This window comes from Glutamicibacter sp. M10, from assembly GCF_025452055.1.
GTDB lineage: Bacteria > Actinomycetota > Actinomycetes > Actinomycetales > Micrococcaceae > Glutamicibacter.
On sequence record NZ_CP104918.1, the window covers coordinates 1,870,132 to 1,894,589 of the forward strand.

Here is a 24,458-nt window from a genome sequence, read left to right on the forward strand (position 1 = left end):
TGCTGTGCAACGCGCCTACGGTGAACCATGGGAACCTCGTGGAGCTGGTTGCGAACCATTGACAAATTCAGTCACCGAAGATCGGTGCGCTGGCTGAGCTTTGGCGGCCGGGAATTTTTGAATTTTCTTGTACCCACCAGTTGCGCGGTGTGCTCTCGGGCAGACTTTCGTCTGTGTCCAGAATGCCGCCGAGAAATACAATCCCAGCTATTCCTGCCTCCGCTACCAGACGGGCACCATCACTATGTCGAGTTGCCATTACTAGCCAATCAACTCTCGGTCAGCTCCTGCGGGATCTACGGCAAGGAACTGGCCCGCGCGGTCTTGGCATTCAAGAACAAACAACGATATTTTCTTCGCGGTGTCTTTGCGCCTTATCTTGCGGCCGTGATCAACGCGAGCTGTGTCCCGCAACCAGGGCAGCTATCGACCTTGATTGTTCCTGTTCCGAGCTCCTTGAAAGCTGTTGGGCAACGCGGGTATTCCCCGGTGTTATCAATACTTGAACATGGAATGCGCGGTGGGCTGTACTCCGGGCAGCTAGTCTGCCGTTCAGTGCTGCATTACCGGGTCCGCTCAGCTTTTGGTGGGGCGCAGAAACTCAAAAGTGGGTCTGCTCGACGAGGCAGCAGGGAACATTTCATTGCCGAACGCGCGAAGGTTCCAAGACAGCCGATCATCCTCATCGATGATGTCCTCACGACGGGTTCAACATTGCGCCACGCCGCAATGGCATGTCATGAAGCCGGATATGACGTCACTCTTGCCGTTGTCTTGGCGCTGACTAAACCGCCAAATCAGGAGCCTGAACAGTGATTTCGCTGACCGCGATAGGAATTTTGGGCTCAGAGACTTGAATCTTCTGCGTGGTGGCCTAAGGTGAAGTATGGGTTGCATCACAGATGCAGCGAAAAGCCCATCTTCAGTCCGGAAGGATGGAATTTCCGGACTGTTGTGTCACCCGACTCCCTATTGGAGGACACCATGGAGCTGAACTACAGCGGACGCAATATCACCATTTCGGATCGTTTCCGTGAGTACGTGGATGAGAAGATAACCAAGGTTGACCAGCTGGCTACCAAGGTTCAACGCATTGACGTCAAGGTCCTCAAAGAATCACATGCCCGTGACCAGAGCACGGCATTGTCCGTTGAATTGACCGTTGTTGGACGTGGCCCCGCCGTTCGAGCTGAGGCTCGCGGAGCTGACAAGTTCGCCGCCTTTGACATCGCCTTCGCAAAACTTCTTGAACGACTGCGTAAGGCTCGGGACAAGCGTAAGGTCCATCGCGGAAACCACACTCCAGTGGCCGTGCACGAAGCAACCAGTACACTACCTACGGCCTCCAGCGACAAGTCGTTGGTTGAGTCCACTCTTGAGGCTCAGAAAGCTGCAGAAGTTTCCGAGACTGAGTCCGAGGCCGAGTACTCGCCAGTGGTCATTCGCCGTAAGTCCTTCCCAGCCGAAGTGATGAGCGTTGATGACGCAGTGGACCGCATGGAGCTAGTCGGGCACCCGTTCTACCTGTTCATCGATGAAGCCACAGGAGAGCACGCCGTGGTCTACGGCCGCACACAGTACCAGTACGGTGTGATCAGCCTTGACCCGTCACTAGAATCTGATCAAGAAGCCACCACGGAAACCCGCGGGTACCGTGACAAGGCATTAGTAACCGACTGAGGGTAAGTCATCAGCGCACAAACTACGTTGGGCGGCCATCGCGTCCTGAGCCTCAAACAGGCTCGCAGGATCGCGTTGGCCGCCCAAGGCCTGTCTCGTGGCAGGACCAATCAAGAGACTTCAGCACGAAAAATTATCAAGACCGTCCAATCCATCTCACAGCTACAGGTCGATTCGGTCAATGTTGTTCGTCGGGCGCACTACATGCCGCTTTTTGCCCGGCTAGGGGAGTACAACATTGAAACCTTAGACAAGGTTTTGGCAACACCGCGTAGCCCGCTGACCGAGTATTGGGCCCATGAAGCATCCGTGGTGAGCGCCGAACTCGTTCCAGATTTGCAGGTGTGGCAACGCCGTACCTGGATCGACAAGTCAGATAATTTTTCTTCTGAGCAGCATGATCTCTCGGAACAGGTACTTGAATTTTTGGCGAAGAATCCTGGATCAAGTGCCAGAGAAATCAGTCAAGCCTTGGACGTCGCGCCGACCGCATCCAAAGAACACTGGGGCTGGAATTGGAACGACACCAAGTGCGTTACCGAGTCACTTTTTGCGCGGGCCAAGATTCTTACTCTGGGCCGCAACACCCAGTTTGAACGGCGTTACGCCTTAGCCCAAAACGTACTAGCGGCAACCGTTGACGTGAGTGAAGCTCCTCGGCAAGAAGCCCTGGAACGGCTCATCCACCGATCCCTTGAAGCCCAAGGTATAGCTACAGCGCATTGTGTTGCGGAGTATTTCCGTCTGCCAATCCGGGAAGTTAAAGCCACGTTGGCGCAACTAGCGATCGATGGCCATATTGAGCAGGTGCAAGCACTAGGGCTTAGCGAAGTTTGTTTCATGCCGCTGGGCACCAAAGTTCCCCGTAAGATCGACCAGGATTTGCGACTACTCTCGCCCTTTGATTCGATGGTATTTAATAGACGCCGTCTAGAACGATTTTTGGCTTTGAGTATCGGCTTGAAATCTATGTCCCTGAAGCGAAAAGACGGTATGGATATTATGTCTTTCCAATGCTGCTGGGGGATGAGTTCGTAGGTCGTGTAGATCTTAAAGCTGATCGTGCCCGCGGTGTTCTTCACGCCAAGAGTGTTCACTATGAACCAGGCTGGGAGAGTAGCGCCGAACTACCTTTACGCGCAGAACTTGAACGTATGGCTCGATGGCTGAAGCTGGAGAACATACAAATTGGCCTGTGAACGGCCTGTCCATCCTATTGTTGTTCGCTAGAAGAACAGCGGTCATCTGCGGGAAATAGCCAGAAGCGCTGATTTCCTCACGTAGACTAAAGACGCCAGAAAATACTGTGCTTGAGATATTGGGAGCTACCACGTGGCATCATTGCTAGAACGTATTTTGCGTACCGGCGACAAGAAGACCTTAAAGGTTCTTCGTAAGTACGCCGACACAATCAATACGTTGGAAGTCGAAATTCGCGAACTTTCAGACGAAGAGCTCAAGGGCGAAACCGACAAGTTCCGCGAACGTTTGGCTAACGGCGAGACGCTGGAAGATCTGCTCCCCGAAGCATTCGCAGTGGTTCGAGAAGCGTCTGATCGTGTTCTTGGAATGCGCCACTTTGACGTTCAGCTGATGGGTGGAGCCGCCCTGCACCTGGGTAATATCGCTGAAATGCGTACCGGTGAAGGTAAAACTCTGGTGGCTACGGCGCCGGCGTATCTCAACGCCCTAAGCGGCAAGGGCGTCCACGTGGTCACCACCAACGACTTCCTCGCCCAGTACCAGTCCGACCTTATGGGACGCGTCTTCCGCTTCCTAGGTCTGACCTGCGGTTGCATCCTGGCCAGCATGAAGCCAGAAGAGCGTCGCAAGCAGTACGAAGCAGATATCACCTACGGTACGAACAACGAATTCGGCTTCGATTACCTGCGTGACAACATGGCATGGAGCAAGGACGAGCTCGTCCAGCGTGGCCACAACTTTGTCATCGTTGATGAGGTCGACTCGATCTTGATCGATGAGGCTCGTACCCCACTGATCATCTCCGGACAGGCTTCGGGCGACGTTAACCGCTGGTACACCGTCTTCTCGAAGATCGTCTCAACGCTCAAGCGCGAAGACGACTACGAAGTTGACGAGAAGAAGCGCACCATCGGTGTACTGGAATCGGGAATTGAAAAGGTTGAGGACTACCTCGGCATCGATAACCTCTACGAAGCCAACAACACCCCGCTGATCGGCTTCTTGAACAATGCCATCAAGGCCAAAGAATTGTTCAAGAAGGACAAAGACTATGTTGTAGTCAACGGCGAAGTAATGATCGTTGACGAGCACACTGGTCGTGCTTTGCAGGGCCGTCGCTACTCCGAGGGCATGCACCAGGCTATTGAAGCCAAGGAAAGCGTCAGCATCAAGGCGGAGAATCAGACTCTGGCCACGATCACGCTGCAGAACTACTTCCGCATGTACGACAAGATTTCGGGCATGACCGGTACCGCGCAGACCGAGGCTGCCGAGTTCATGGGCACCTACAAGCTGGGCGTAGTGGAAATCCCTACCAATAAGCCAGCGATCCGTATGGATCAGTCCGACTACATTTACAAGAATGAAGTCGCTAAGTTCAACGCTGTTGTTGAGGACATCGCTGAACGTCACGCCACCGGTCAGCCAGTTCTGGTTGGTACCACCAGCGTGGAAAAGAGCGAATACCTCTCGCGTCTGTTGTCCAAAAAGGGCATCCGCCACGAGGTACTGAATGCAAAGCAGCACGCCCGTGAAGCGGCCGTTGTAGCTATGGCTGGTCGCAAGAGCGGCGTGACCGTATCTACCAACATGGCCGGTCGCGGTACCGACATCATGCTCGGTGGTAACCCAGAATTCTTGGCAGTCGCTGAGATGGAACGTCGTGGCTTGAACGCAGAGAACAACCCGGACGAGTACAACAAGGTTTGGGACGAAGTTTTTGCCAAAGCAAAACAAACCGTGGCTACCGAATCCAAGGAAGTTGCCGAACTCGGCGGCCTTTACGTGCTTGGTACCGAACGCCACGAGTCCCGCCGCATCGATAACCAGCTGCGTGGTCGTGCCGGACGCCAGGGCGACCCGGGTGAATCACGCTTCTACCTGTCGATGACCGATGATTTGATGCGTCGATTCAACTCCGGCATGGCAGAGCGCATCATGAACAACCCTTCAATGCCTGAAGATGTGGCACTGGAATCCAAGATGGTTTCCCGCGCCATTGAGTCAGCACAGGCTCAGGTTGAGGGCGTTAACGCCGAACAGCGTAAAAACGTGCTCAAGTACGATGACGTGATGAACCGCCAGCGTGAAGCTATCTACGCTGACCGTCGAGCCATCCTCGAAGGTGGTGACCTTGAAGAGAAGGTCGGCCACTTCCTAGAGGACGTCGTCAAGGCCATGGTCTTGGAAGCCACGCAGGTGGGCAACCCAGATGAGTGGGAACTCAAGTCCCTGTGGACTAACCTCAAGCAGCTGTACCCAATCGGTATCACCGTTGACGAAGTTGTTGAAGAAGCCGGTGGCATTGGTCACCTCTCCGGATCCTTCTTGGAACGCGAAATCCTTTCGGACGCGCAGTACCAGTACGAAGAGCGTGAAAAGCTTGTTGGTTCATCGACCATGCGAGATCTGGAACGCCGAGTGGTGCTTTCGACCATTGGTCGCAAGTGGCAGGAACACCTGTACGAGATGGATTACCTCAAGGAAGGTATCGGACTTCGTGCCATGGCGCAGCGTGACCCGTTGGTTGAATACCAGCGTGAGGGTTACACGATGTTCCAGACCATGATGGAAGGCATCCGCGAGGAAAGCATCGGTGCCTTGTTCAACCTTGATATCCCATCGGGTTCTGACGCCGTTGAAGAAGCAGCGCCTGTCGACGAATCAGCGAAGCCGAAGAACCTGCAGTTCACTGGTCCTGATGAAGATGGCGAAGCTAGCACCAAGCGTGCTCCAGCTACCAACGGTAAGAAGAAAAAGAAGTCCAAGCGTAACTAAATAAGTTCCACATCTGTGACTTGCCAACGTCCGTGCCATGGCTCAATCTTGAGAGCTACGGCGCGGACGCGGTCTTTAAAGCCGATGATGGCTGTGCATTCCCACGCCCCTGAAAAACAGTGATCCAGGTGCAAGGAAATGATTTGCCCATGTGCAGTGCCAGGTACTGGATCTACCGTGTAGCGGGAAGTCTCTAGTAGTGCCCTACGACGGAGCTTGTCGATGCAATTAGGCTCAACGACAAAGGCCAACTGGCTGACGCTGCGATAGCCAGCAACGATCTCAAAAACCGCACGGGCGACGGAGTACGAGATCTCAACGACAGCCCGACGTTCCGCTCGGTAGCCCTCGTTCCTACGGAAAATGTTGTCCATGGCCCTACTCAAATGGGCTGGACTATTGCACGGAGTTTCGGCGCTACCGCTTGGTGCTGAGCTTGCTTCAACACCAAAAGACGTGTCGGGGAATGCTGGGTCGTCGGAGAGTAGTTCCTTACCTAGGCTCCGTGGGGTGACGGTGATGGTGCTCATGATGACTCCTAATGATCATTGATGGGTGGTTGTTTCTTTGTGGTGCTAACGCGTGGGTGGAAGCTCTAGGACGGTACCGATTTCTAAGTGATCAGGATCTGGACCGATGACTTGCTCATTGGCTTTGTAGATTTGCGGCCAGTAGGTTGATATTTCTTCGGCAGTGGCCTGGGCTCCGAGGCGTTTGGCTGAAATGCTCCACAACGTTTCGCCTTCGGCAACCACCACCTCAGCTCCCGACTTTGCCGGCTCCCGCTTTGGCTGTGGGGTCTGCGAGATCAAGTTGTTCATTGGAACGCTGACTTGTTCGGGGAACCACTGAGCATTGGGAACGCTTCGTTGTTTAGGTTCTGATCGTTGTGGATCCACGTTCTTCTCTGCGCTTTCAACGGAGGCGTGGTTTTCCAGGGAGTCACCGGCGCGGCGTTAGCCGCGACCGCGGATGAAAGAACGATTGAGGTCCCGAGCAAAGATTCGAGTACCTTGCGTGTGAATCGTGGAGCAACTCGTTGGAAAAACCGGATGGTAGGAATGTGGCGGCGGGCCATGGCCCAAATAAGCAGCCGACGTGCCCCGTAGTGAATTGCGTACAAGGTGGCTAGGGACAAGGTTGCCAGGCTGAGTAACAGCACCATGTATGAGCTCGGATCCGAGGTAGCGCTGATCGCATGGAAGTCGATGATCCAGTGAATGCCAACAAAAACGAGGACTGACCCCGAGACGGCAAACAACAAGAAGATGGCGAATACCCTCGACGAGCTCATCCAAATCACTTCCTTAGCATCTGTTTGATACAATTTGATGTTATTTGGTAGCAATGATGACACTTTGCCGTGATTTTGTGAAGAGGGTGTTGAAACAAGTTTTTGTCTCGTACAGTTGCCACATGCGCTGGGATTCACTCTTTGACGATCTTGAAGCTCAACTGGATGAGCAAAACCGTGCTCAACTGCGCGACGAAATTTCTGAGAATGTCCGCATTGAAAGATCAACTGCTGAGCTCACTCAGACATTGGCGCGCTTCCAGGGCCAAGAACTGACAATCCGGTTATCCGGAGCAACTGAAATTCGTGCAACTCTCGGGCCCGTGTCTACTGACTATCTCTGCCTGGAAACAGACCGATCACAGTGGGTCATCAGGCGCCAAGCAGTCGAGTCAATTGCTTTGCCCCAGACCCAAGGCTCCGGCCTTAGCTGGCGGCATCAGACCAAATCCATAAGGTTCGCCAGCGTCATTCGAGGTCTGCTGCGGGATAGGTCAAGGTGCCAGATTCACGGCCGCGACGGCAATGCGCTGGCTGAAGGAACCTTGGCCCAAGTTGCCAAGGATTACCTGATTATCGACGTTCACCCGCGTGATGAATTTGCCCGCCCAGGACGAATCTCAGGCAATCTCTTGATCCCGCTGGAGTCCATCGGCTGGGTGGTTGCAACAACGCTTAATTGATCCACAGCCAAGAAAAGGTCTTTTCTAGAAGCCCAAGTTGTCGTAGGCTCACGATTCATAAGCACATCCACTGGCGGAGGGTTGAGCCTTGATGAGTGACCAAATAGTCCAAGGTGAGCGCACAACAAAAGCTGCGCGTGTCCGGCGTCCAGGGTGGAAAGACCCGAGGCTGGCCCTTGGCGCCATCCTTGTGCTTGCTTCGGTAGCCGGGACAATGTATCTCATCGGCGCAATGCACGAAACAACAACGGTCTACGTGGCGCGCTCAAACATTACCCTCGGCGAACAATTGACCGAAGAAAACCTGAAAACCCAAGAAGTTCAGCTCGGCGACACCGCGGGGAAGTATCTGCACCCGGCTTCCGGGTTAGACAAGAACTCTCGGGTGAACACCTTTGTCAGCGCCGGGGAACTGATTCCGGTCACCTCGGTTACTCAGAGCGAGCTCGGCTCACGACGACCGATCAATGTGGAACTGCCAGCGGATCTAACCTCGTCAATCGCACCGGGAAGCTTCGTGGATGTATGGATTGCCAAAAAAGAATCAGGCGGCAATAGCTACGGCGTTCCAGAGAAGCTGTCCTCAATGGTTGAAGTCGCTGCACGCGTTGAAAGTGGCGGGGGACTAGTAGACAGGCAAGGAACCAACCTAGAACTCCTCGTGGAACCAAACCAACTTGAACCACTGCTCCAAGCCTTGGCCAATGATTCGAGGATCATCGTGATCTACAACCCGGCCGGGGCAGCAGAATGAGCATCTCAGTAGTGGTGTTGGGAGGTCAAGAATCCATCGTCAGGCAGATTGAGGGCTACCAAGGTGAACTCATTGTCACCCGTGTTTGCTCTGACATTGCTGAAGCTGTCGCCGCCTGCGCCACGGGAGCCGCGGACGTCTTGCTAGTAGCCGACTCGCATCTTGTCCCGCCCATGGAACAAGTTGATGACTTGCTGATCAACCGCACAGCGATAGTCTGCATGCTAGAAAACCCATCCGATCTCAAACCCACGCCAGATGTTCTACAAGTGCCAGCAGACATTGCGATTTCAGATCTTGAACAGCGAATTGCAGCTACGGTTCTTTCGCTGAGGCAACCTGAAAGCAGCAAGGACAAGGTCTCCCCACACCTGACCGAAAAGGAACCGCGTACCGCGGGAAAGATCGTTAGCTTCTGGAGTGCACCTGGCTCTCCAGGGCGAAGCACTATCGCGTTGAACTACGCGGTGGAGCTAGCAGCCGCAGGAAAAAACGTTGTACTACTCGATGCCGATACTTACGCTGCCTCGATATCCATTCAGCTGGGCCTTATGGATGAATCGGCATCGGTAGCCCAAATTTGCCGCATCATTGACTCGGGTAGCTCGGACATCGCTCGGCTCAATGCCGCTTGCTCGCTGGTCCAAGTCGGTGACACCACGATTCGGGTAGGTACTGGAATTCCTCGTTCGAGCAGATGGCCTGAAGTGCGGGCCTCGGCATTGCGGCGAGCGTCAATGACGTTCAAGGAACACTATGACGTGGTCGTCCTAGACTTGGCGCCACACATTGCCATGGACGAACAGCTGAGCTTTGACACCCAAGCACCTCAACGCAACGCAGTGACCGTTGAGATGCTTCAGTGTTCGGATGACATTTTCATGGTCGTGAATTCAGATAGCGTCGGCATTCCACGAGCCTTGCGTGCCATCGACGAACTTGAAGAATCCTATGGGGGTCTGCAACCAAAAATTGTTTTCAACAGGGTCAGCGTCTCCAGTAGCGGACGCAGTCCAAAACGCCGATTAATCGAAGCTTGGGATCGCTTTGGTCCAATGCACGACGTGGTTGGCTTTATGCCCAATGACAGCGCCGTCTGTAGTGCGTCAGTGTTAGCAGGAAGCCCTTTACTGGAGATTGCACCTAAGAGTTCATTGCGTTCTGAAATTCGGTCTTTGACCGGCATAAAATCTACGGATATCCCCAAGAAACGGGCAACTCGTCGATTTAGCAGGAATGCACGAACTCAGGACGTGAAAACCGGGTAGGGTTGATTAGACTAGTGACCCGCAACGGCGCGGGCACATCGAACTTTGTTCTTGGAGGCGTTCAGTTGAACTCGTCGGAATCCAGCATGTCAGAATCATTCATGGATGCGACTCTCACCCCAAAATTGGTGAGCGAGTACTATGGCCAGATTGCGACCGAGGACGTGGCGGCCTACCGGCCCGACGAACTCGAATCGCGAGTGGCGGCACACCTTGAAATCGGTTATGAGCGCGAAGCGGATACCCCTAACGTTGCCATCACTCGAAATAACGGAATCTCCGTAGTTCACATCGTCACCGATGACATGCCATTCTTGGTTGATTCGGTCACCGCAGCATTGGTTCAGCTTAATTCGCCAATTCAGCTCGTGGTACACCCGACTTTTGTGGTCTCTCGTGATGATCAAAGTGGCGAAATCGTCAAGATTAGCCACGCAGGCCTACAGCATGTTGCCAGTGGTGACACCGCAGCGCTGTCTGATCTCAGCACCCTGATCTCCGCAGGTTCGGCCACCCATGTCGAATCATGGATTTCCATCGAACTGGCTCGTGAGTTGAGCGATCAGCAGGCTGAAGAACTGGTGGAGCGACTCTACAGCGTTCTGTCAGATGTTCGCGTTGCGGTCAACGACTGGCCAGAAATGTTGGACCAGGCAAAAAACATCGCGCATACCCTGCCACAGACCGCGCACGCTGAACAGATCGCAGAGCTGTCCCAGGCAGCTGAGCTGCTCGACTGGATGGCAGATGGTCAGTTCACATTCCTCGGATACCGAGAATACGATCTGGAATGCGTTGATGGTGAAGAAGTTCTTGTTGCCCGTGCTGGTAGCGGCCTTGGACTCATGCGGGAAGTTGAATCTCAGGGCCCGCAGCATTTGACCAAGCAAGGTCGCATCACCGCACGCGATAAGAGCGCGCTGATCATTACCAAAGCTAACTCACGTTCAACGGTGCACCGTGGCGTGTACCTGGACTACGTAGGTGTGAAGAGCTTTGACGCTAACGGTGAAGTTAACGGTGAACGCCGCTTCATCGGTCTATTCGCCTCTAGCGTTTACACCTCAAGCGTCAAGACCGTTCCAGTAGTTCGCGAGAAGGTTCAGGCCGTCCTGAAGAGCACGGGATTCGCTGTGAATTCCCACTCTGGCAAGGACATCACCACCATCTTGGAAAGCTACCCTCGTGATGAGATGTTCCAGATTACGGTGGAGGACCTGACCCAAACCGCACTGGGAATCCTGCGTCTGCAGGAACGACGTCGCACTTCAGTCTTCCTGCGCACCGACGATTACGGTCGCTTTGTCACCGCAATGGTCTTCTTGCCCCGTGATCGTTTCTCCACCGCGGTACGACTGCGTGTTGAGCAGGAACTGCAGGACACCTTCAATGCGGACTCGGTTGAGTACGAAGCACAGCTTGGTGCCGGCGCATTGGTCCGACTGTTCTACCGCCTACGTCTGCAGCGCAACGGATCCAACCCGCAGGTGGACCGTAACGCTCTAGAGGAACGTATTGCTAAGGCCGTTCGCTCCTGGTCTGATGCCATCGTTGACACCGCGCGAACCAACTTGGAACTGGGCGACGCCAATACGCTCTCCAACGCTTGGGCCGAGGCCTTCCCGGCTGCCTACAAGGTTCAGTTTGAAATTGAGGATGCGTTCAAGGACGTCAACCTGCTTTCCAGCCTTGATGAAGATACTGAAAGCGGACCGGTCGTTTCCTTCTACGACCCGACCAGCCGTGATGAAAAATCACCAGTCTCAAAGCGCATGAAGATTTTCGTGACGCGTCCTTTGTTGCTCTCACGGATCTTGCCAGTACTGCAGGATCTGGGACTTGAGGTTGTTGATGAACGACCTTACGAGTTGAACCCAGAGGGCATCGGACAGCGCTACATATACGACATGGGTTTGAAGTTCGATGAAGCGATCGATTTCAGCTCTGTCGAAACCAAACTGGCTGAAGCTTACAGCGCGGTAGTTCGCAACGTAGCTGAATCCGACAGCTTGAATGCGTTGGTTTTGCGCGAAGGACTGTCCTGGGAGCAGGTGGCCATGTTGCGCGCCTACGCTCACTACCTGTTGCAGCTCGGAGTGCCTAACTCCACCGGCTTTATCGCCAACACCCTGGTGGACAACGCTTCGGTAACCCACAGCATTGTGGAGCTTTTCCAAGCTACCTTCGATCCTGCCTTGAGCAGTGAAGCATCCGAGGTAGCTCGTGAAGCTGCTAAGGAAAAGATTGCGCAAGCACTTGAAGCAGTGCCAACACTGGACGCTGATACCTTGCTTCGCCGCTTCGTCAAGGTCATTGAAGCTACCAAGCGAACCAACTACTTCACCGCTCATCAGGCGTTGGCCTTCAAGCTGGCTCCTGAGGAGATCGACTTTGCGCCGTTCCCACGTCCAAAGCACGAGTTGTGGGTTTACTCGCCACGCGTTGAAGGAACCCACTTCAGGTTCGGAGCCGTTGCACGCGGTGGCCTACGTTGGTCGGACCGTCGAGAAGACTTCCGTACCGAAGTTCTTGGGCTAGTCAAGGCTCAGATGGTGAAGAACTCGGTCATCGTTCCGACCGGAGCTAAGGGTGGCTTCTACGCCAAGCAGCTGCCTAACCCTGCTCAGGATCGTGGCGCCTGGCTTGAAGAAGGCAAGGGCGCGTACAAGGTCTTCATCAGCACCTTGCTGCAGCTGACCGACAACATGGTGGCCGACGCAGAGGGGAGCACATCGTAGCTCCCGAAAACGTTGTGCGCCGCGATGGCGATGACTCGTACCTGGTTGTTGCTGCCGATAAGGGCACTGCAAGCTTCTCCGATATCGCTAACTCACTGTCCGCAGAAAAGGGACACTGGCTGGGCGATGCCTTCGCTTCGGGCGGTTCGGTTGGTTATGACCACAAGGGCATGGGCATCACCGCGCGAGGTGCGTGGGAATCGGTCAAGCGTCACTTCTTCCAGCTCGGTGTTGATACCCAGAGTGATGAGTTCAGCGCAGTAGGCGTGGGCGACATGTCCGGCGACGTCTTCGGTAACGGACTGCGTCGTACTCCGACCGTGAAGTTGCTGGCGGCCTTTGACCACCGCGACATTTTCTTGGACCCAACACCGAACGCGCAGGTTGCTTTTGACGAACGTCAGCGCCTGTACGACCTGCCTCGCTCCAGCTGGGCGGACTACAACAAGGAACTCATCTCGGCTGGTGGCGGCGTGTACTCGCGAAGCCTCAAGTCGATCCCGATTACTGCAGAGGTCCGCGAAGTCTTGGGACTGAGCGCTGGAACGGTCAAGATGAGCCCTAACGAATTGCTCAAGGCAATTCTGTCCGCTCCGGTTGACCTGCTGTACAACGGCGGCATTGGCACCTACGTCAAGGCATCCACCGAAACCAACGGTCAGGTCGGAGACCGCGCCAACGATGCATTCCGCATTGACGGCAAGGACCTGCGTGCCAACGTGGTCGGTGAAGGCGGTAACTTGGGCATGACCCAGCTGGGTCGTATCGAAGCTGCTAATAACGGTGTACTGCTCAATACCGACGCCATTGATAACTCTGCTGGCGTTGATACCTCAGACCGTGAAGTCAACATCAAGATATTTGTTGATCGTCAGATCGCAGCCGGAAACTTGAGCACTGAAGAGCGCACTGATTTCTTGCTGTCGATGACTGACAATGTTGGCGACCTTGTTTTGAAGACCAACTTCGAGCAGAACGTGTTGTTGCTCAACGAAAAGCATGCAGCGTTGGCGTGGGCTCCTGCCTATGAGCGCCTCATGCAGTGGCTTGAATCCGCAGCGGACCTCAACCGCGAGTTGGAATTCCTGCCAAGCACCGCACAGCTTGAAGAACGCCGGGCCTCGGGCGGAGCCATGACGACTCCAGAACTTTCGGTGCTCGCCGCATATTCCAAGATCCAGTTGGCTAATGCGTTGACTGAATCGGATATTGCTGATGATCCGTACTTCGCGCAGATCCTGCGCGGGTACTTCCCTGAAAAGCTCGTAGAGCGATTCGGAGATCAGCTGCAGAGCCATCCGCTGCGTAAGGAAATCATTGCCACCGTAGTTGCCAATGACGTAGTCAACGTCGGCGGTATCACCTACGTATTCCGCGCAATGGAAGAAACTGGTGCCAACGAAGTTCAGATCGCCAAGGTCTTCTGCGCACTGCGCGAGATCTACGGATTTGACCGTCAGTTTGATGCCATCAATGCCCAGCCTGCAGGAACTAGCCTGGATCACTGGGGACGTCAGCACCACGACATGCGTCGTTTGCTGGACCGCGCCACCCGTTGGTTCATCAACGGCGTCGATGAGCAGCTACTAGTCACCGAGGCGGTAAATCGCTTCAAGGACACCGTGACGCAGCTGCGTAAGGCCTTGCCTACTATCCTTCGTGGAAAAGACCTTGTGCGGTTTAACGAATGGCGTGACGAAGCGCTGGGATACGACATTCCAGAACTTCGTGCGAGCATGTGGGCTACGCAGTTCGAGTCCTTCGCTTTGCTGGACATCGCGCAGTATGTGCACCGCACTTCGATTTCTCCAATCAAGGTAGCGGAAACGTACTTCGTGCTTTACGACCTGTTTGGCGTGGACAGTCTGTTGAATCGGATTACGCGATTGCCTCGATCGGATCGTTGGCAGGCGCTGGCTCGTGCAGCGATGCGTGACGACCTGTACACCACAATCATGGATCTGACCGGCAACATCTTGGAAGCGCATGGGGATATTGCAGATCCATCAGAGCGTGTTGCTGCTTGGGAGAACGTAAACGCGGCTAACCTAGATCGTGCGAAGACAATGTTTGCTGAAGTGAACAGCCTCGAACGAGACGACATGGCGTCTCTGTCCGTTGCCCTTCGCCTGTTGCGTTCCATCGTACGAAGGTAAATACCGCCAATGGCCCTCATCACGGAAGAATTACGTCAACGCGCTGCGCTAGCACCCGGTGATGAGGACTGGCTCCACCTGCTGGTGGGGGACTGGCAACTGGTCTCGGATCTCTCATTCTCTGACCTTGTGTTGTGGTTCCCCACCGGCGATGGCTCTTATGTAGCCTTAGCGCATGTGCGCCCTTCAACTTCTCACACTGCTTTCCATAGTGACTTTGTTGGAGAGCGCATTCGTAAAGATTTACGGCTCATGGTGGATCAGGCATGGGAAACCTTGCAAATTCAACGCTCCGCGGAGCAGGTCGGTAACGACATCATCTTGGGCCTAACCACGGTTCAAGCGATTCCTCTGGTCCGCCAGAATCGTCCCGTAGCCGTCATTACCTCGCACTTTGATCCGAACCAATCACGGACCCCGTCCAACCTAGAATTGGTGTACCGGCAAAGCGCAGATGACCTGCTAAAAATGGGTACCCACGGCCTCTGGCCAGAATTTGGCAGCCCCACCGGTTCACGTCGAGGTGCACCACGCGCCGGTGATGGTTTTATTCGACTCAGTGTTGATGGTGTTGTTGAATTCGCGAGCCCCAACGCGGTATCTGGTTTCCGTCGTCTCGGTGCTGCGGATGTCCTTCAAGGCCAGCCACTAGCCGACTTGACCATGGCTTTGGTCAGCGACCGCCGGGTGGTAGACGAAACACTCCCGCTGGTGCTTCAGGGCAAGATGCCGTGGCGTACCGAAGTTGAACACCGTGGTGTCACTCTTTCGTTGCGTGCAATTCCGTTGCGCAACGAATCCAAACGTTGGGGCGCACTGGTTCTGTGCCGCGATGTCACAGAGCTTCGTCGTCGCGAAAAAGAATTGGTCACCAAGGACGCGACTATCCGAGAGATCCACCACCGGGTCAAGAACAACCTGCAGACAGTCGCAGCCTTGCTGCGCATGCAGTCGCGTCGGATGACCTCTGAAGATGGCAAGCAGGGCCTGGAACAGGCAATGCGACGTGTCTCGACCATCGCGTCGGTTCACGACTTCCTGTCTAAGGGTCTAAACGAGACCGTGAAATTTGATGACCTGATGGACCGTCAGTTCCGGTTGATTGTTGAAATCGCGTCGCCTGAACAACGCGTCTCCACACGCCGAGAAGGCGAATTTGGTATGTTGGCTGCTGACCTAGCCACTCCGTTGTCGTTGGTTATCAATGAATTGGTAACCAACGCTGTGGAACATGGTTTGGCGCAACGCGACGGCGAGGTTTCGTTGGTCGCAGAGCGCTACATTGGTACGGACGGTGTGGACTGGCTGCGCGTGGTCATTGAAGACAATGGTCATGGCTTGCCCCCGGAGCCACGACGTGAGGGGCTTGGGCTGCAAATCGTTCGAACCTTGGTGACAAGTGAACTCTCCGGTGAGATCCGTTGGTTGCCCAGAGAGGGCGGGGGAACTAAGGTCCTCATCGACATGCCATTGGACCTGGAACGAAGAAACTCCTAAGCAAAAACAAAAGACCGTAGCTACAACGATGGTCGGCGAAGCATCTAAGTGCTTGGCCGACCATCGTTTTTGCAATTTAGCGGAAGTTCTTCATGTGCGCCTTTACGCTAGCAACATAGCGCTTGGTGTCCTCGTACATGCCGTACTTCTTCACGCCACCCAGGCCCTGGTAGTACGCTGCGATGGCAGTGTCCAGGTCGTCGGTGTTGTTCAAGTTGTAACGGATGACTGCAACACCGGCAACCACGTTGTCACGTGGGTTCAGCGGGTTGAGGTTCTGACCGATGCTGGAAGCAATCCAGTCGCTTGTGCTTGGCAAGACCTGCATAACGCCTACTGCGTTAGCTGGAGAGACCGAGCGCATGTTGAATCCGGATTCCTGATAAGCATGTGCCTGTGCCAAAGCCGGGTCTACACCCATGCTCAGAGCGGTGGAACGAATCAACGCCTGCATTTCTGCGCGGCTTGGAACGTCAACTGAGTCTAGGTAGTTCTTGTTCTCGTTGGCGCTGCTGACAACATGATCTTCGTAGGTGCGACCTTCAAAGGTGTTGCCGATCTTGTCTTTCTTGACATTGCTCGTCGGCGCTACGGTTGAGCCCGAGACCTTGATCTTGGTACCAATCTTGAGCGGGGAGCTGGTGCTCAAATTTGGATTCAGATTGAGCAAAGACTTCAAAGACATATCGTGCTTGACTGCGATTCCACCGAGGGTGTCACCGGACTTCACGGTGTAAGTGGAAGTCGTTGCCTTTGGCTTGCTCTGAGTAGTCGACTTCGAAGAGTAAGAAGAACCACCCGAAACCTTGATCTTGCTGCCTGGATAAATTGGCTTGCTGGCCGAGATGTCGTTGAGCTTAAGCAGCTCGGAGAGGCTCATGTCGTGCTTCGCAGCGATTCCACCAAGCGTATCGCCTGACTTCACGGTATAGCTCGAGGTGCTCGACGAGGAAGATTCCTTTTGGAGGAGTTGGACTCGTGGCTTGAACCCGATCCGCTGATCTTCAGCTTGTTGCCCGGGAAGATGACCTTGCTTGCCGAGATGTTGTTCTTGCTCAATAGCGAGGACAGGCTCATGTTGTGCTTCACCGCGATGCTGCCGAGGGTGTCTCCGGCCTTTACAGTGTACGTGGCGGAGCTCGAAGAGCTGCTCTTAGGCTTGGATGTTGAATTCTGGTCTTTCGAATCCGAGCTGGATCCGCTGACCTTCAACTTGGTACCCGGGAAGATGACCTTGCTGGCTGAGATGTCGTTCTTGCTCAACAGCGAGGACAGGCTCATGTTGTGCTTGCTGGCGATCGCGCTGAGCGTGTCGCCGCTCTTCACCGTATAAGTTTTTGTTCCCGAGGAGTTGCTGGACTTAGGGGAATCCTGCTTTGAAGACTTCGAGGATTCGGGCTTGCCGGAAACCTTGAGAGTCTTGCCCGCGATGATGACATCGCTCTTCAGACCATTGAGCTTTTTCAGCTCCGATACTGAGAGGTTGTATTCCTTAGCCAGTCCGGAAAGAGTTGCGCCGGCAGGAATCTTGATTTCCTTCACGTCGCGCTTTGCTGCTAATCCGAGGGTTGAAACTCGTGATGCGATCAAGTGAGCCTTGATCTGTTCCTCGGCAACCTTGATGGTTTCTGGGGTGATTGCCTTGGCTAGGCTGCCAGAGGCTTTGGGGAGGGATACGGGAGTTGCCTGCGCTGCTGGTGCCAGCGCAAGGCTACCAATGACTGCAGCTGGGATAGCCGCGCCTGCTACTACGCCTAACGCATGCTTAGAGACATGTTTGGATTCGTGGGGCATGGAGTCGATCCTCATATATACGGTGAAAATAACGGCTTTTACTTCTCGGCAACCAGAAGGACGCAAGTTCCCAATGTTGTTCGTGATGCAATTGTTATCAAAGTGATACAAGGAAATTTACACTACTCCTGTGACGCATGGAAACTACTGAGGTCAGTTTTTCTAAAGTTTCTGCGGAGTTTGCGAATTTGTGGGAACCTTGAGGGGTGAAGGAAATCGTAGATATCGTCGGCCAGTGGCTGACCTTGCCCGATGTGGCAGAAGAATTAGAAATCGACATTCGACAGGTGCACCGCCTCCTGGACGAGCGTGCAATCGTGTCAGTAAGAATTGGTGAGCGCAAGGTTCGTTCCATCCCAGCTGATTTTCTCCAAGACGGCTCGGTAGTCGAAAGCCTGAAAGGTACGCTCTCGGTACTTTTGGATGCTGCGTACTCGGACGAAGAATCGATCATGTGGCTATTCACCGAGGATGATTCGCTTCCTGGCACTCCAATGGACGCCCTGCGTTCGGGCCGCAAAACAGAAATCCGACGCCGTGCTCAAGCCCTGGGCTGGTAGTTCTCCCGTACTTTAGTATTTAGAGAAACCGGCAACAAAAAGGTCTCAACCATATTCCGAGCAAACGGATGGTTGAGACCTTTTGTTATGAAATAGAGACCGCAGTGGCTACTTTGAGCGCTTGGTGACCGCGTCGCTCAGTTGTTGTAGTCCGGCCAAGGCTAGGGGAGAGATCGTTAGTGCCTCGAGCGCCACCTGCGATTGCTCGGTAAGTTCACTAATACTGTTCTCTGTTGCGGCCAAGGCCCCACTATCTCGAAGTATGTTGCTTAGTTGCTGAACTTCTTGGTCAGTCATATCTGCTGCGCCGAGTCGCGTCTGAATGAAATCGCGTTGTGCATCATCTGTAAGAAGCAATGCATGCGCAATCAGCTCCGTGCGTTTACCTTCCAAAAGATCGCCACCGATTGGTTTCCCAGTTACAGCGGCATCGCCGAATACGCCCAGTACATCGTCGCGCAGCTGGAACGCTTCGCCCAAAGGCAACGCAAAAGCAGAATATTGAGCCAGAAGCTCTTCGCTGGCGCCGGCTAGTGCACCACCTATTAGGAGCGGATTTTCCGTCGAGTACTTGGCGGATTTGAAAGTCACGATAGTTCGCGCGCGTTTGACGGCTTCACGGGGATCGTAGGCAGGACCAGCCGATTCCTCTAGTACATCCAGATACTGACCGGCCATAACTTGGGTTCGCATACGGTTGAAAATCTGACGCGCGTTGGCTGGCAGATCGCTGATTTCGGAGAAAGCTTCCTCACTGAGTGAAAGGCACAGGTCGCCAGTAAGGATGGCACTGGCTGTTCCATAAGCTGCGGCGCTGCCGGACAAGCCGAGTTGTTGGTGCTGAGCTTCGAAGCGTTTGTGCACACTTGGTTGGCCCCGACGAGTATCCGAGTTATCGATGATGTCATCATGAATCAGCGCAGCTGCTTGGAAAAGCTCCAAAGCTACACCAAGTCGGACGATGTCCGGCGAGTCCTTAGTTCCACCTGCTCCCAGAAATCCCCAGTAGGCGAACAAAGGGCGCAGTCGTTTGCCACCACGCGTCAAAGAGGTAATAGCGTTGACAATTTCCGTGGCACTGGTCGTGATTTGTCCAACCTCGACACTCTTGGTAGCTAGGAACTCCTCCAGTGCCTGCGCGACTTTTGTCGTATAGGCGCGGCTAAGATCGATGGCGTCGACCTCGAAGGAGGACAAAGAATCAGGCAATGACATGCAAAATCGTTTCTTTGAGTGAAGTACAGGTGGCGGGTACAACTCTACCGGTGAATGCTCGGCGCTGTCGGTCAACCAAGCTCTAATAATCATCATAGTGAAAACCGAACATATATTCGAGTATGGTAGTTGTGTTCGGGGTGGTTGAACCAGGAGGTCAAGATGGGGCATCGAGCGATATTGCATGTCGATATGGACGCGTTCTTCGTCTCTGTCGAGTTGCGTGACCGTCCAGAGCTGGTTGATAAACCGGTGATAGTTGGGTTCCCTGAAGGACGAAGCGTGGTGCTGTCCGCTTCTTATGACTGCCGGGCTAGGGGAGTGCATTCGGCGATGCCGATGAGCCAAGCGATTCCGTTGATGCCGGAAGCCACAATCGTTGAACCGAGCCATCACAAGTATTACGAAGCCTCAGAACAGATCATGGCCTATTTCCGAACCTTGACTCCACTGGTGGAACAGGTCAGCGTTGACGAAGCATTCTTGGATGTCACTGGTAGTGTGCGCATGCTCGGTGGGCCGGTGGAGATCGCACGAACGATTCGCCAGCACATTAGCCAAAACATGGGATTGCCTTCCAGTGTGGGAATCGCCAAGAACAAGTTTGTTGCCAAGTTGGCCTCAACCTATGCCAAGCCCAATGGGATGGCTGTTATTGCTCCGGAGCGGACCGAAGAGTTCCTGGAGGATTTGCCCGTGTCAAAGATGTGGGGCGTTGGGAAACGAACAGGGGAGCAACTGCATGCTTTGGGTATTGAAACTGTCGGGCAGCTATCGCGGGAGCCGGAGTCTCGACTCGTTGCACGGATGGGGGAGCACGGCCGATCTTTGCACCTCTTATCTAGAGGGATAGATTATCGACCGGTCGAGGTGACGCGAGAGGAAAAGAGTATCTCGGCAGAGCACACATTTGCCGAGGATATTTCTGACCCGCAAGTACTGGAAGGTGAGCTTCTTCGGCTGAGCCATCGGGTTGCAAAAAGATTGCGAGACCAAGGGCATGCCGCCGGTGGTGTGGGACTGAAAATCAAGTATCGCGATTTCACGGGACTAACACGAACAAAAACTCTTGGTGCCGCGACGGATTCATCATCGGCCATTGGTGATGCTGCGCTGTCTTTGCTCAGTAAGCTTTTGCCGCTTGCTCAGCCGGTACGACTGATTGGTGTTCGCGCGGAGCGACTGCAGGATCCTGAGTATGGATTGCAACTGAGCCTGGACCCGAAGGATGAAAAAGTAAGGGAAGCTGAACGAATGGCTGACTTGATCGGACAGAAATTCCCTCAGTCATTGGTGACACCAGCACGTTTCTTGCGGCCGCGAGAATAATCCGTTTCTGTGTGCCAGGTGGGTATATGAACCAGTGGTGAAGATCAACTGGCAGGCTGGCAACAAATGAGACTATCCTAGGAGTAAGGCTCAAATGATTTGGGGAACTTTTTCCTCCTAATCCACGTTGAACCTCACGACGGTAAATGACCGTCAAGTTTGCCTTTGGAAGGAGAAGACGATGCCGCTATCGGAACACGAGCAGCGTTTGTTGGAGCAACTTGAAAAACAGTTGCACGAAGATCGTCGCTTCGCTTCTAGTATGAAGGGGGCTGCAAGCACAGGCCGCCTTTCCACGAGTAACGTCGCGCTAGGCATACTTCTGGTGATCGTCGGTCTTGCTGGCCTCATATTTGGCATCTCCCAGCACATTATTATTCTTGGTGTCCTTGGGTTCGTTGTCATGTTTGGTGGGGTATTGTTGGCCTTGACCAAGTCCGCCTCTGGCAAACTAGGTCGAGCTGGAAATACTGGACAGAATTCAGCTGCGAAGAATAATTCGCAGTTCATGTCGGGTCTTGAGGAACGCTGGAATCAGCGCAAGCGAGATCAGTCCGATAGCTAGTCGGACACGTAGTTGAGGTGTAGCCCGTAGGGTTACACCTCTTTTTTGTCTAAAAACTCAGGCCACCTTATTGGCGGGGAAGCCTGAAGGTGACCAAGATTTCCTCCTGGATGCCACGTGACTGAGCGCATTTTCGGCCGTCCCTGCGGTGCGCGAGCAGTGCGTCATGCGACACGCCTCAAAGTGCTATTTCAAATTCTCGGCAGATTCCAAGCTTGGTTGTTCCAGCGGCGTTTTGGCGCCACCCCACTTTGCTCCCTAATCCACTCCACTTTCCACCACTGGACTCAGGATTCCCTAGATTCCGCAGTATTTCACTGCAAAATCTCTGAAACAGTAGTGAAGTCTGTCTAGGATCCCCTCGCTCCCTCCACCTGCAATCAGTCTGAGAACCCGCTAGATTGCGCTGATTTTTTACTCCAGACCCTCGCGAAACCAGTGAAATCGCATTGACAGTGGAGGGTTGTGGAGTAAAGTGGAGGCAAGTAGAGAAGAATGGGGCTTCCGGCCGATTCGTGGAGAGGTGGTGTGCATGTTCCTTGGAACGTACACGCCCCGACTCGATGAAAAAGGTCGCCTAATTCTTCCGGCTAAATATCGTGATGAATTGTCCTTCGGGCTGGTTCTTACCCGCGGTCAGGAACGTTGCATTTACGTTTTCAGTCAGCGGGAGTTTGAGAAACAGCATGAGCAACTGGCTCAGGCGTCATTGACCTCACGACGAGCACGCGACTACGCACGTGTATTCCTCTCGGGGGCATCTGATGAAGTTCCGGACAAGCAGGGACGAGTCACGATTCCGCAGGTACTGCGTACCTACGGTGGCCTTGACCGTGAAGTGACAGTAATTGGTGCGGGTAACCGCATTGAAATCTGGGACACGCAGGCATGGCAACAGTATCTGGATGAACAGGAAGACGTGTTCTCAGATACGGATGAGGACTAAGGGCTGCGGCCCAAGGTCAATCCGACAGCACAAGATGTTGGGATGAGATCTCCAGCCACCTAGAGGGGAAGATCGTCTGGCTCCACTTCCCCGGAGCCAGAAGGTTGAACTGCCACTTGGTTGGAGGGGGATCTGATTCCAACAACACTTTGAACATCGAAAGGGGGCGCAGTGCCAAATCAAGATTCTCAACGACCAGCATCAGAACGCCATGTTCCAGTACTTCTGGACCGTTGCGTAAATCTCCTAGCACCAGGTATTGAACGGGCAAATGCTGAAGGCCGTCGAGCAATCGTTGTGGACTGCACCCTTGGTATGGGTGGCCATTCAGAAGCCATTTTGAAGCGGTTTGAAAACTTGCACCTTATCGGTCTTGACCGTGATGAGCAGGCACACGAACTAGCAGGCGCTCGATTGAAGCCATTCGAGGATCGCATCGATCTAGTGCACGCTGTCTACGATGAGATCGCAGACGTAGTCGAGGACTTGGGCTTCCCAGGCATTGACGGCGTGCTCTTCGACCTTGGTGTTTCCTCGCTGCAGCTCGACGAGCGTGAGCGTGGCTTCGCTTACTCCTACGACGCACCTCTAGACATGCGAATGGACACTTCCGTAGGGCCAACCGCAGAGGACCTAGTCAACGACTTGGACCGCGAGGAACTGCTGCGGATCATTCGACAGTGGGGCGAAGAAAAATTCGCCGGACGGATCTCGACCGCAATCGTTGAGGCACGTGCCGAATCGCGAATCACCACTACCGCCGAACTGGTCGAAATCATTCGTCGAGTCGTGCCGGCGGCGGCTGCTCGCAATGGCGGCCACCCGGCCAAACGAACTTTCCAGGCACTGCGCATCGCAGTCAACGAGGAACTAGACGTTCTTGAACGTGCTATCCCAGCAGCAATGGGCGCACTGAACGTCGGGGGACGAGTTGTTGTGATGAGCTACCACTCCTTGGAAGACAAGATCACCAAGCGCCACTTTGTCCAAGGTGGCACATCTTCGGCCCCTCCGGGATTCCCGGTAGAGCTTGAAGAACATAAGGCTGAATATAAGGTCCTTACCAAAGGCACCGAAAAGCCGAGCGACCAGGAAATTGCAGAAAATTCCCGCGCAGCCTCAGCTCGTTTACGAGCTGTGGAGCGAGTGTTGAAGAGGAGCTAGGATGAGCCAACGAGCCCCGCGTCGCGTGCAGAATGCTGCAATCGTGAACAACCAACCAGTTGTCCAAGGCAACACTGCACGAGCCTTACGCCCAGAGCCCGTGCTCGCTAGCGAGTTGCCAAAGAGTGATTTGCGACAGCGAGTGACTCTTTCTTTGGTCCCACGGATCAGAGAAACAAACCGACGCTCCATGGTCACCATGTCAGCAGTCCTCGTTTTGCTCGCCTTCAGCGTTATCGTCACCCTGGTGTTGCTCAACACTTCTGTGGCACAGCGTCAGTACGACATCGTCTCGCTGCGCAATCAGGAACGTGCTCTTTCGCAAGAGAATCAATCATTGCTCAAAGAAGCGCAGTCCCTGGGTGCACCTCAGGCACTGGCTGCCAAGGCTAAAGATCTGGGTCTGGTTTCACCAGGTGCTCCTGGATTGATCAGCCTTTCGGAGAGCAAAGTGACTCAGGACGCTGAAGTAGCAGTCAAGGCTAAGGACAGCAAGCAAGAGTACGGCACATTGCCTCTGCCAGGCTCAACGACCAGCGAGAGCAAGAAGACTGAGTCAAAGGCTAAGGAAGAAAAGTCCTCGACTCCAAAGACCACTGTGGGTAAAACCTCACAAGAAGCAAATGATTCCACTGCTTCGGCTCAGGATTCCAAGGAAACCGTGGTGACTACCGCAAAAAGCAACCGCGAGGTAGCTGATAACGGTCGCCCGGTATTCCAGGAATCAGAGCTCAATGGCGGCACGATCCCGGCTCCAAGCACCAAATCCCCAGCAGGGTAGCCAGATCTTCCTAAGCTAGATAAGAGCTAGCGGATACTGCTGGAAACCACGCT

19 protein-coding genes and 2 pseudogenes are annotated in these 24,458 nt (G+C 54.1%); 15 read left to right on the forward strand and 6 right to left on the reverse strand.

Annotated features, from left to right (window positions below; genetic code table 11):
- The first annotated feature begins 48 nt into the window (after nt 1-48).
- The 4 genes and pseudogenes from N6V40_RS09180 (at nt 49) to secA (ending at nt 5,661) form a co-directional block, all read left to right on the forward strand.
- A complete protein-coding gene (locus N6V40_RS09180) occupies nt 49-816 on the forward strand; it encodes a ComF family protein (RefSeq protein ID WP_262197406.1) in 768 nt (255 codons plus the stop codon).
- Nucleotides 817-984: 168 nt separating this feature from the next.
- Nucleotides 985-1,680, forward strand: a complete 696-nt coding sequence (hpf, locus tag N6V40_RS09185) for a ribosome hibernation-promoting factor, HPF/YfiA family (protein ID WP_131088581.1) — start codon at nt 985-987, stop codon at nt 1,678-1,680.
- Between the two features lie 204 nt (nt 1,681-1,884).
- Nucleotides 1,885-2,879, forward strand: a pseudogene (locus tag N6V40_RS09190) (winged helix-turn-helix domain-containing protein).
- Between the two features lie 133 nt (nt 2,880-3,012).
- A complete protein-coding gene (gene secA / locus N6V40_RS09195; protein WP_131088579.1) occupies nt 3,013-5,661 on the forward strand; it encodes a preprotein translocase subunit SecA in 2,649 nt (882 codons plus the stop codon).
- Here the strand turns inward: secA and N6V40_RS09200 are convergent.
- From N6V40_RS09200 to N6V40_RS09210, 3 genes are read right to left on the reverse strand one after another with little or no spacing between them, the layout of a single operon-like run.
- Nucleotides 5,658-6,191 (reverse strand): Rv3235 family protein, encoded by a 534-nt coding sequence (locus N6V40_RS09200; RefSeq protein ID WP_262197408.1) that lies wholly within the window; start codon nt 6,189-6,191, stop codon nt 5,658-5,660. The genes secA and N6V40_RS09200 overlap by 4 nt on opposite strands.
- Nucleotides 6,192-6,236: 45 nt before the next feature.
- Nucleotides 6,237-6,482, reverse strand: coding sequence for a LysM peptidoglycan-binding domain-containing protein (locus N6V40_RS09205; RefSeq protein ID WP_262197409.1), 246 nt, complete (start codon nt 6,480-6,482; stop codon nt 6,237-6,239).
- Entirely contained in the window at nt 6,479-6,955 is a 477-nt protein-coding gene (locus tag N6V40_RS09210) for a hypothetical protein (protein ID WP_262197410.1), read from the reverse strand. The genes N6V40_RS09205 and N6V40_RS09210 overlap by 4 nt, the downstream gene beginning before the upstream one ends.
- Before the next feature lie 122 nt (nt 6,956-7,077).
- Between N6V40_RS09210 and N6V40_RS09215 the strand changes: the two genes are divergently transcribed.
- The 5 genes and pseudogenes from N6V40_RS09215 to N6V40_RS09235 all read left to right on the forward strand — a co-directional run bounded on the left by N6V40_RS09215 (nt 7,078) and on the right by N6V40_RS09235 (nt 16,051).
- Nucleotides 7,078-7,638, forward strand: a complete 561-nt coding sequence (locus N6V40_RS09215) for a hypothetical protein (protein ID WP_262197411.1) — start codon at nt 7,078-7,080, stop codon at nt 7,636-7,638.
- A 91-nt stretch (nt 7,639-7,729) separates the two neighbouring features.
- Complete coding sequence (locus N6V40_RS09220; protein WP_131088575.1) at nt 7,730-8,392, forward strand: CpaB family protein; 663 nt, start codon at nt 7,730-7,732, stop codon at nt 8,390-8,392.
- Nucleotides 8,389-9,660, forward strand: a complete 1,272-nt coding sequence (locus N6V40_RS09225) for a MinD/ParA family ATP-binding protein (protein ID WP_131088574.1) — start codon at nt 8,389-8,391, stop codon at nt 9,658-9,660. Before N6V40_RS09220 ends, N6V40_RS09225 begins: the two co-directional genes overlap by 4 nt.
- Before the next feature lie 101 nt (nt 9,661-9,761).
- Nucleotides 9,762-14,554: pseudogene (locus tag N6V40_RS17685) on the forward strand (NAD-glutamate dehydrogenase).
- Between the two features lie 9 nt (nt 14,555-14,563).
- Nucleotides 14,564-16,051 carry a sensor histidine kinase gene (locus N6V40_RS09235; protein ID WP_131088573.1) on the forward strand — a complete coding sequence of 496 codons (1,488 nt, stop codon included), beginning with the start codon at nt 14,564-14,566 and terminating at the stop codon, nt 16,049-16,051.
- Nucleotides 16,052-16,127: 76 nt separating this feature from the next.
- On the opposite strand, the gene N6V40_RS09240 is transcribed toward N6V40_RS09235, so the two are convergent.
- Nucleotides 16,128-16,976 (reverse strand): LysM peptidoglycan-binding domain-containing protein, encoded by an 849-nt coding sequence (locus N6V40_RS09240; protein ID WP_262197414.1) that lies wholly within the window; start codon nt 16,974-16,976, stop codon nt 16,128-16,130.
- Nucleotides 16,973-17,845, reverse strand: a complete 873-nt coding sequence (locus N6V40_RS09245) for a LysM peptidoglycan-binding domain-containing protein (RefSeq protein ID WP_262197416.1) — start codon at nt 17,843-17,845, stop codon at nt 16,973-16,975. The genes N6V40_RS09240 and N6V40_RS09245 overlap by 4 nt, the downstream gene beginning before the upstream one ends.
- A 206-nt stretch (nt 17,846-18,051) precedes the next feature.
- Between N6V40_RS09245 and N6V40_RS09250 the strand changes: the two genes are divergently transcribed.
- Nucleotides 18,052-18,405 (forward strand): Rv2175c family DNA-binding protein, encoded by a 354-nt coding sequence (locus N6V40_RS09250; RefSeq protein WP_262197417.1) that lies wholly within the window; start codon nt 18,052-18,054, stop codon nt 18,403-18,405.
- A 108-nt stretch (nt 18,406-18,513) separates the two neighbouring features.
- Here N6V40_RS09250 and N6V40_RS09255 read toward each other — a convergent pair whose 3' ends face one another.
- On the reverse strand, nt 18,514-19,620 hold the full coding sequence (locus N6V40_RS09255; RefSeq protein WP_262197418.1) for a polyprenyl synthetase family protein: 1,107 nt from the start codon (nt 19,618-19,620) through the stop codon (nt 18,514-18,516).
- 162 nt (nt 19,621-19,782) lie between these two features.
- Here N6V40_RS09255 and dinB point away from each other — a divergent pair, with 162 nt between their 5' ends.
- The 5 genes from dinB to N6V40_RS09280 all read left to right on the forward strand — a co-directional run bounded on the left by dinB (nt 19,783) and on the right by N6V40_RS09280 (nt 24,405).
- On the forward strand, nt 19,783-20,949 hold the full coding sequence (gene dinB, locus N6V40_RS09260; RefSeq protein ID WP_262197420.1) for a DNA polymerase IV: 1,167 nt from the start codon (nt 19,783-19,785) through the stop codon (nt 20,947-20,949).
- A gap of 181 nt (nt 20,950-21,130) precedes the next feature.
- Nucleotides 21,131-21,514: an SCO2097 family morphological protein gene (locus N6V40_RS09265; RefSeq protein ID WP_262197421.1), complete on the forward strand. Its 384-nt coding sequence runs from the start codon at nt 21,131-21,133 to the stop codon at nt 21,512-21,514.
- 532 nt (nt 21,515-22,046) lie between these two features.
- Nucleotides 22,047-22,460 (forward strand): division/cell wall cluster transcriptional repressor MraZ, encoded by a 414-nt coding sequence (mraZ, locus tag N6V40_RS09270; protein WP_131088567.1) that lies wholly within the window; start codon nt 22,047-22,049, stop codon nt 22,458-22,460.
- A 171-nt stretch (nt 22,461-22,631) separates the two neighbouring features.
- The gene (rsmH, locus tag N6V40_RS09275) at nt 22,632-23,624 is read left to right on the forward strand and encodes a 16S rRNA (cytosine(1402)-N(4))-methyltransferase RsmH (RefSeq protein ID WP_131088566.1); all 993 of its coding nucleotides are present in this window, start codon (nt 22,632-22,634) and stop codon (nt 23,622-23,624) included.
- Nucleotide 23,625: 1 nt separating this feature from the next.
- Nucleotides 23,626-24,405, forward strand: coding sequence for a cell division protein FtsL (locus tag N6V40_RS09280; protein WP_262197422.1), 780 nt, complete (start codon nt 23,626-23,628; stop codon nt 24,403-24,405).
- The last annotated feature ends 53 nt before the right edge of the window (nt 24,406-24,458 follow it).

Bases quoted from the DNA above. Each gene is read 5' to 3' on its own strand.
- hpf (WP_131088581.1), top strand. From the start codon at position 985: ATGGAGCTGAACTACAGCGGACGCAATATCACCATTTCGGATCGTTTC.
- N6V40_RS09200 (WP_262197408.1), bottom strand. From the start codon at position 6,191: ATGAGCACCATCACCGTCACCCCACGGAGCCTAGGTAAGGAACTACTC.
- N6V40_RS09205 (WP_262197409.1), bottom strand. From the start codon at position 6,482: ATGAACAACTTGATCTCGCAGACCCCACAGCCAAAGCGGGAGCCGGCA.
- N6V40_RS09210 (WP_262197410.1), bottom strand. From the start codon at position 6,955: ATGAGCTCGTCGAGGGTATTCGCCATCTTCTTGTTGTTTGCCGTCTCG.
- N6V40_RS09215 (WP_262197411.1), top strand. From the start codon at position 7,078: ATGCGCTGGGATTCACTCTTTGACGATCTTGAAGCTCAACTGGATGAG.
- N6V40_RS09220 (WP_131088575.1), top strand. From the start codon at position 7,730: ATGAGTGACCAAATAGTCCAAGGTGAGCGCACAACAAAAGCTGCGCGT.
- N6V40_RS09225 (WP_131088574.1), top strand. From the start codon at position 8,389: ATGAGCATCTCAGTAGTGGTGTTGGGAGGTCAAGAATCCATCGTCAGG.
- N6V40_RS09235 (WP_131088573.1), top strand. From the start codon at position 14,564: ATGGCCCTCATCACGGAAGAATTACGTCAACGCGCTGCGCTAGCACCC.
- N6V40_RS09245 (WP_262197416.1), bottom strand. From the start codon at position 17,845: ATGCCCCACGAATCCAAACATGTCTCTAAGCATGCGTTAGGCGTAGTA.
- N6V40_RS09255 (WP_262197418.1), bottom strand. From the start codon at position 19,620: ATGTCATTGCCTGATTCTTTGTCCTCCTTCGAGGTCGACGCCATCGAT.
- dinB (WP_262197420.1), top strand. From the start codon at position 19,783: ATGGGGCATCGAGCGATATTGCATGTCGATATGGACGCGTTCTTCGTC.
- N6V40_RS09265 (WP_262197421.1), top strand. From the start codon at position 21,131: ATGCCGCTATCGGAACACGAGCAGCGTTTGTTGGAGCAACTTGAAAAA.
- mraZ (WP_131088567.1), top strand. From the start codon at position 22,047: ATGTTCCTTGGAACGTACACGCCCCGACTCGATGAAAAAGGTCGCCTA.
- N6V40_RS09280 (WP_262197422.1), top strand. From the start codon at position 23,626: ATGAGCCAACGAGCCCCGCGTCGCGTGCAGAATGCTGCAATCGTGAAC.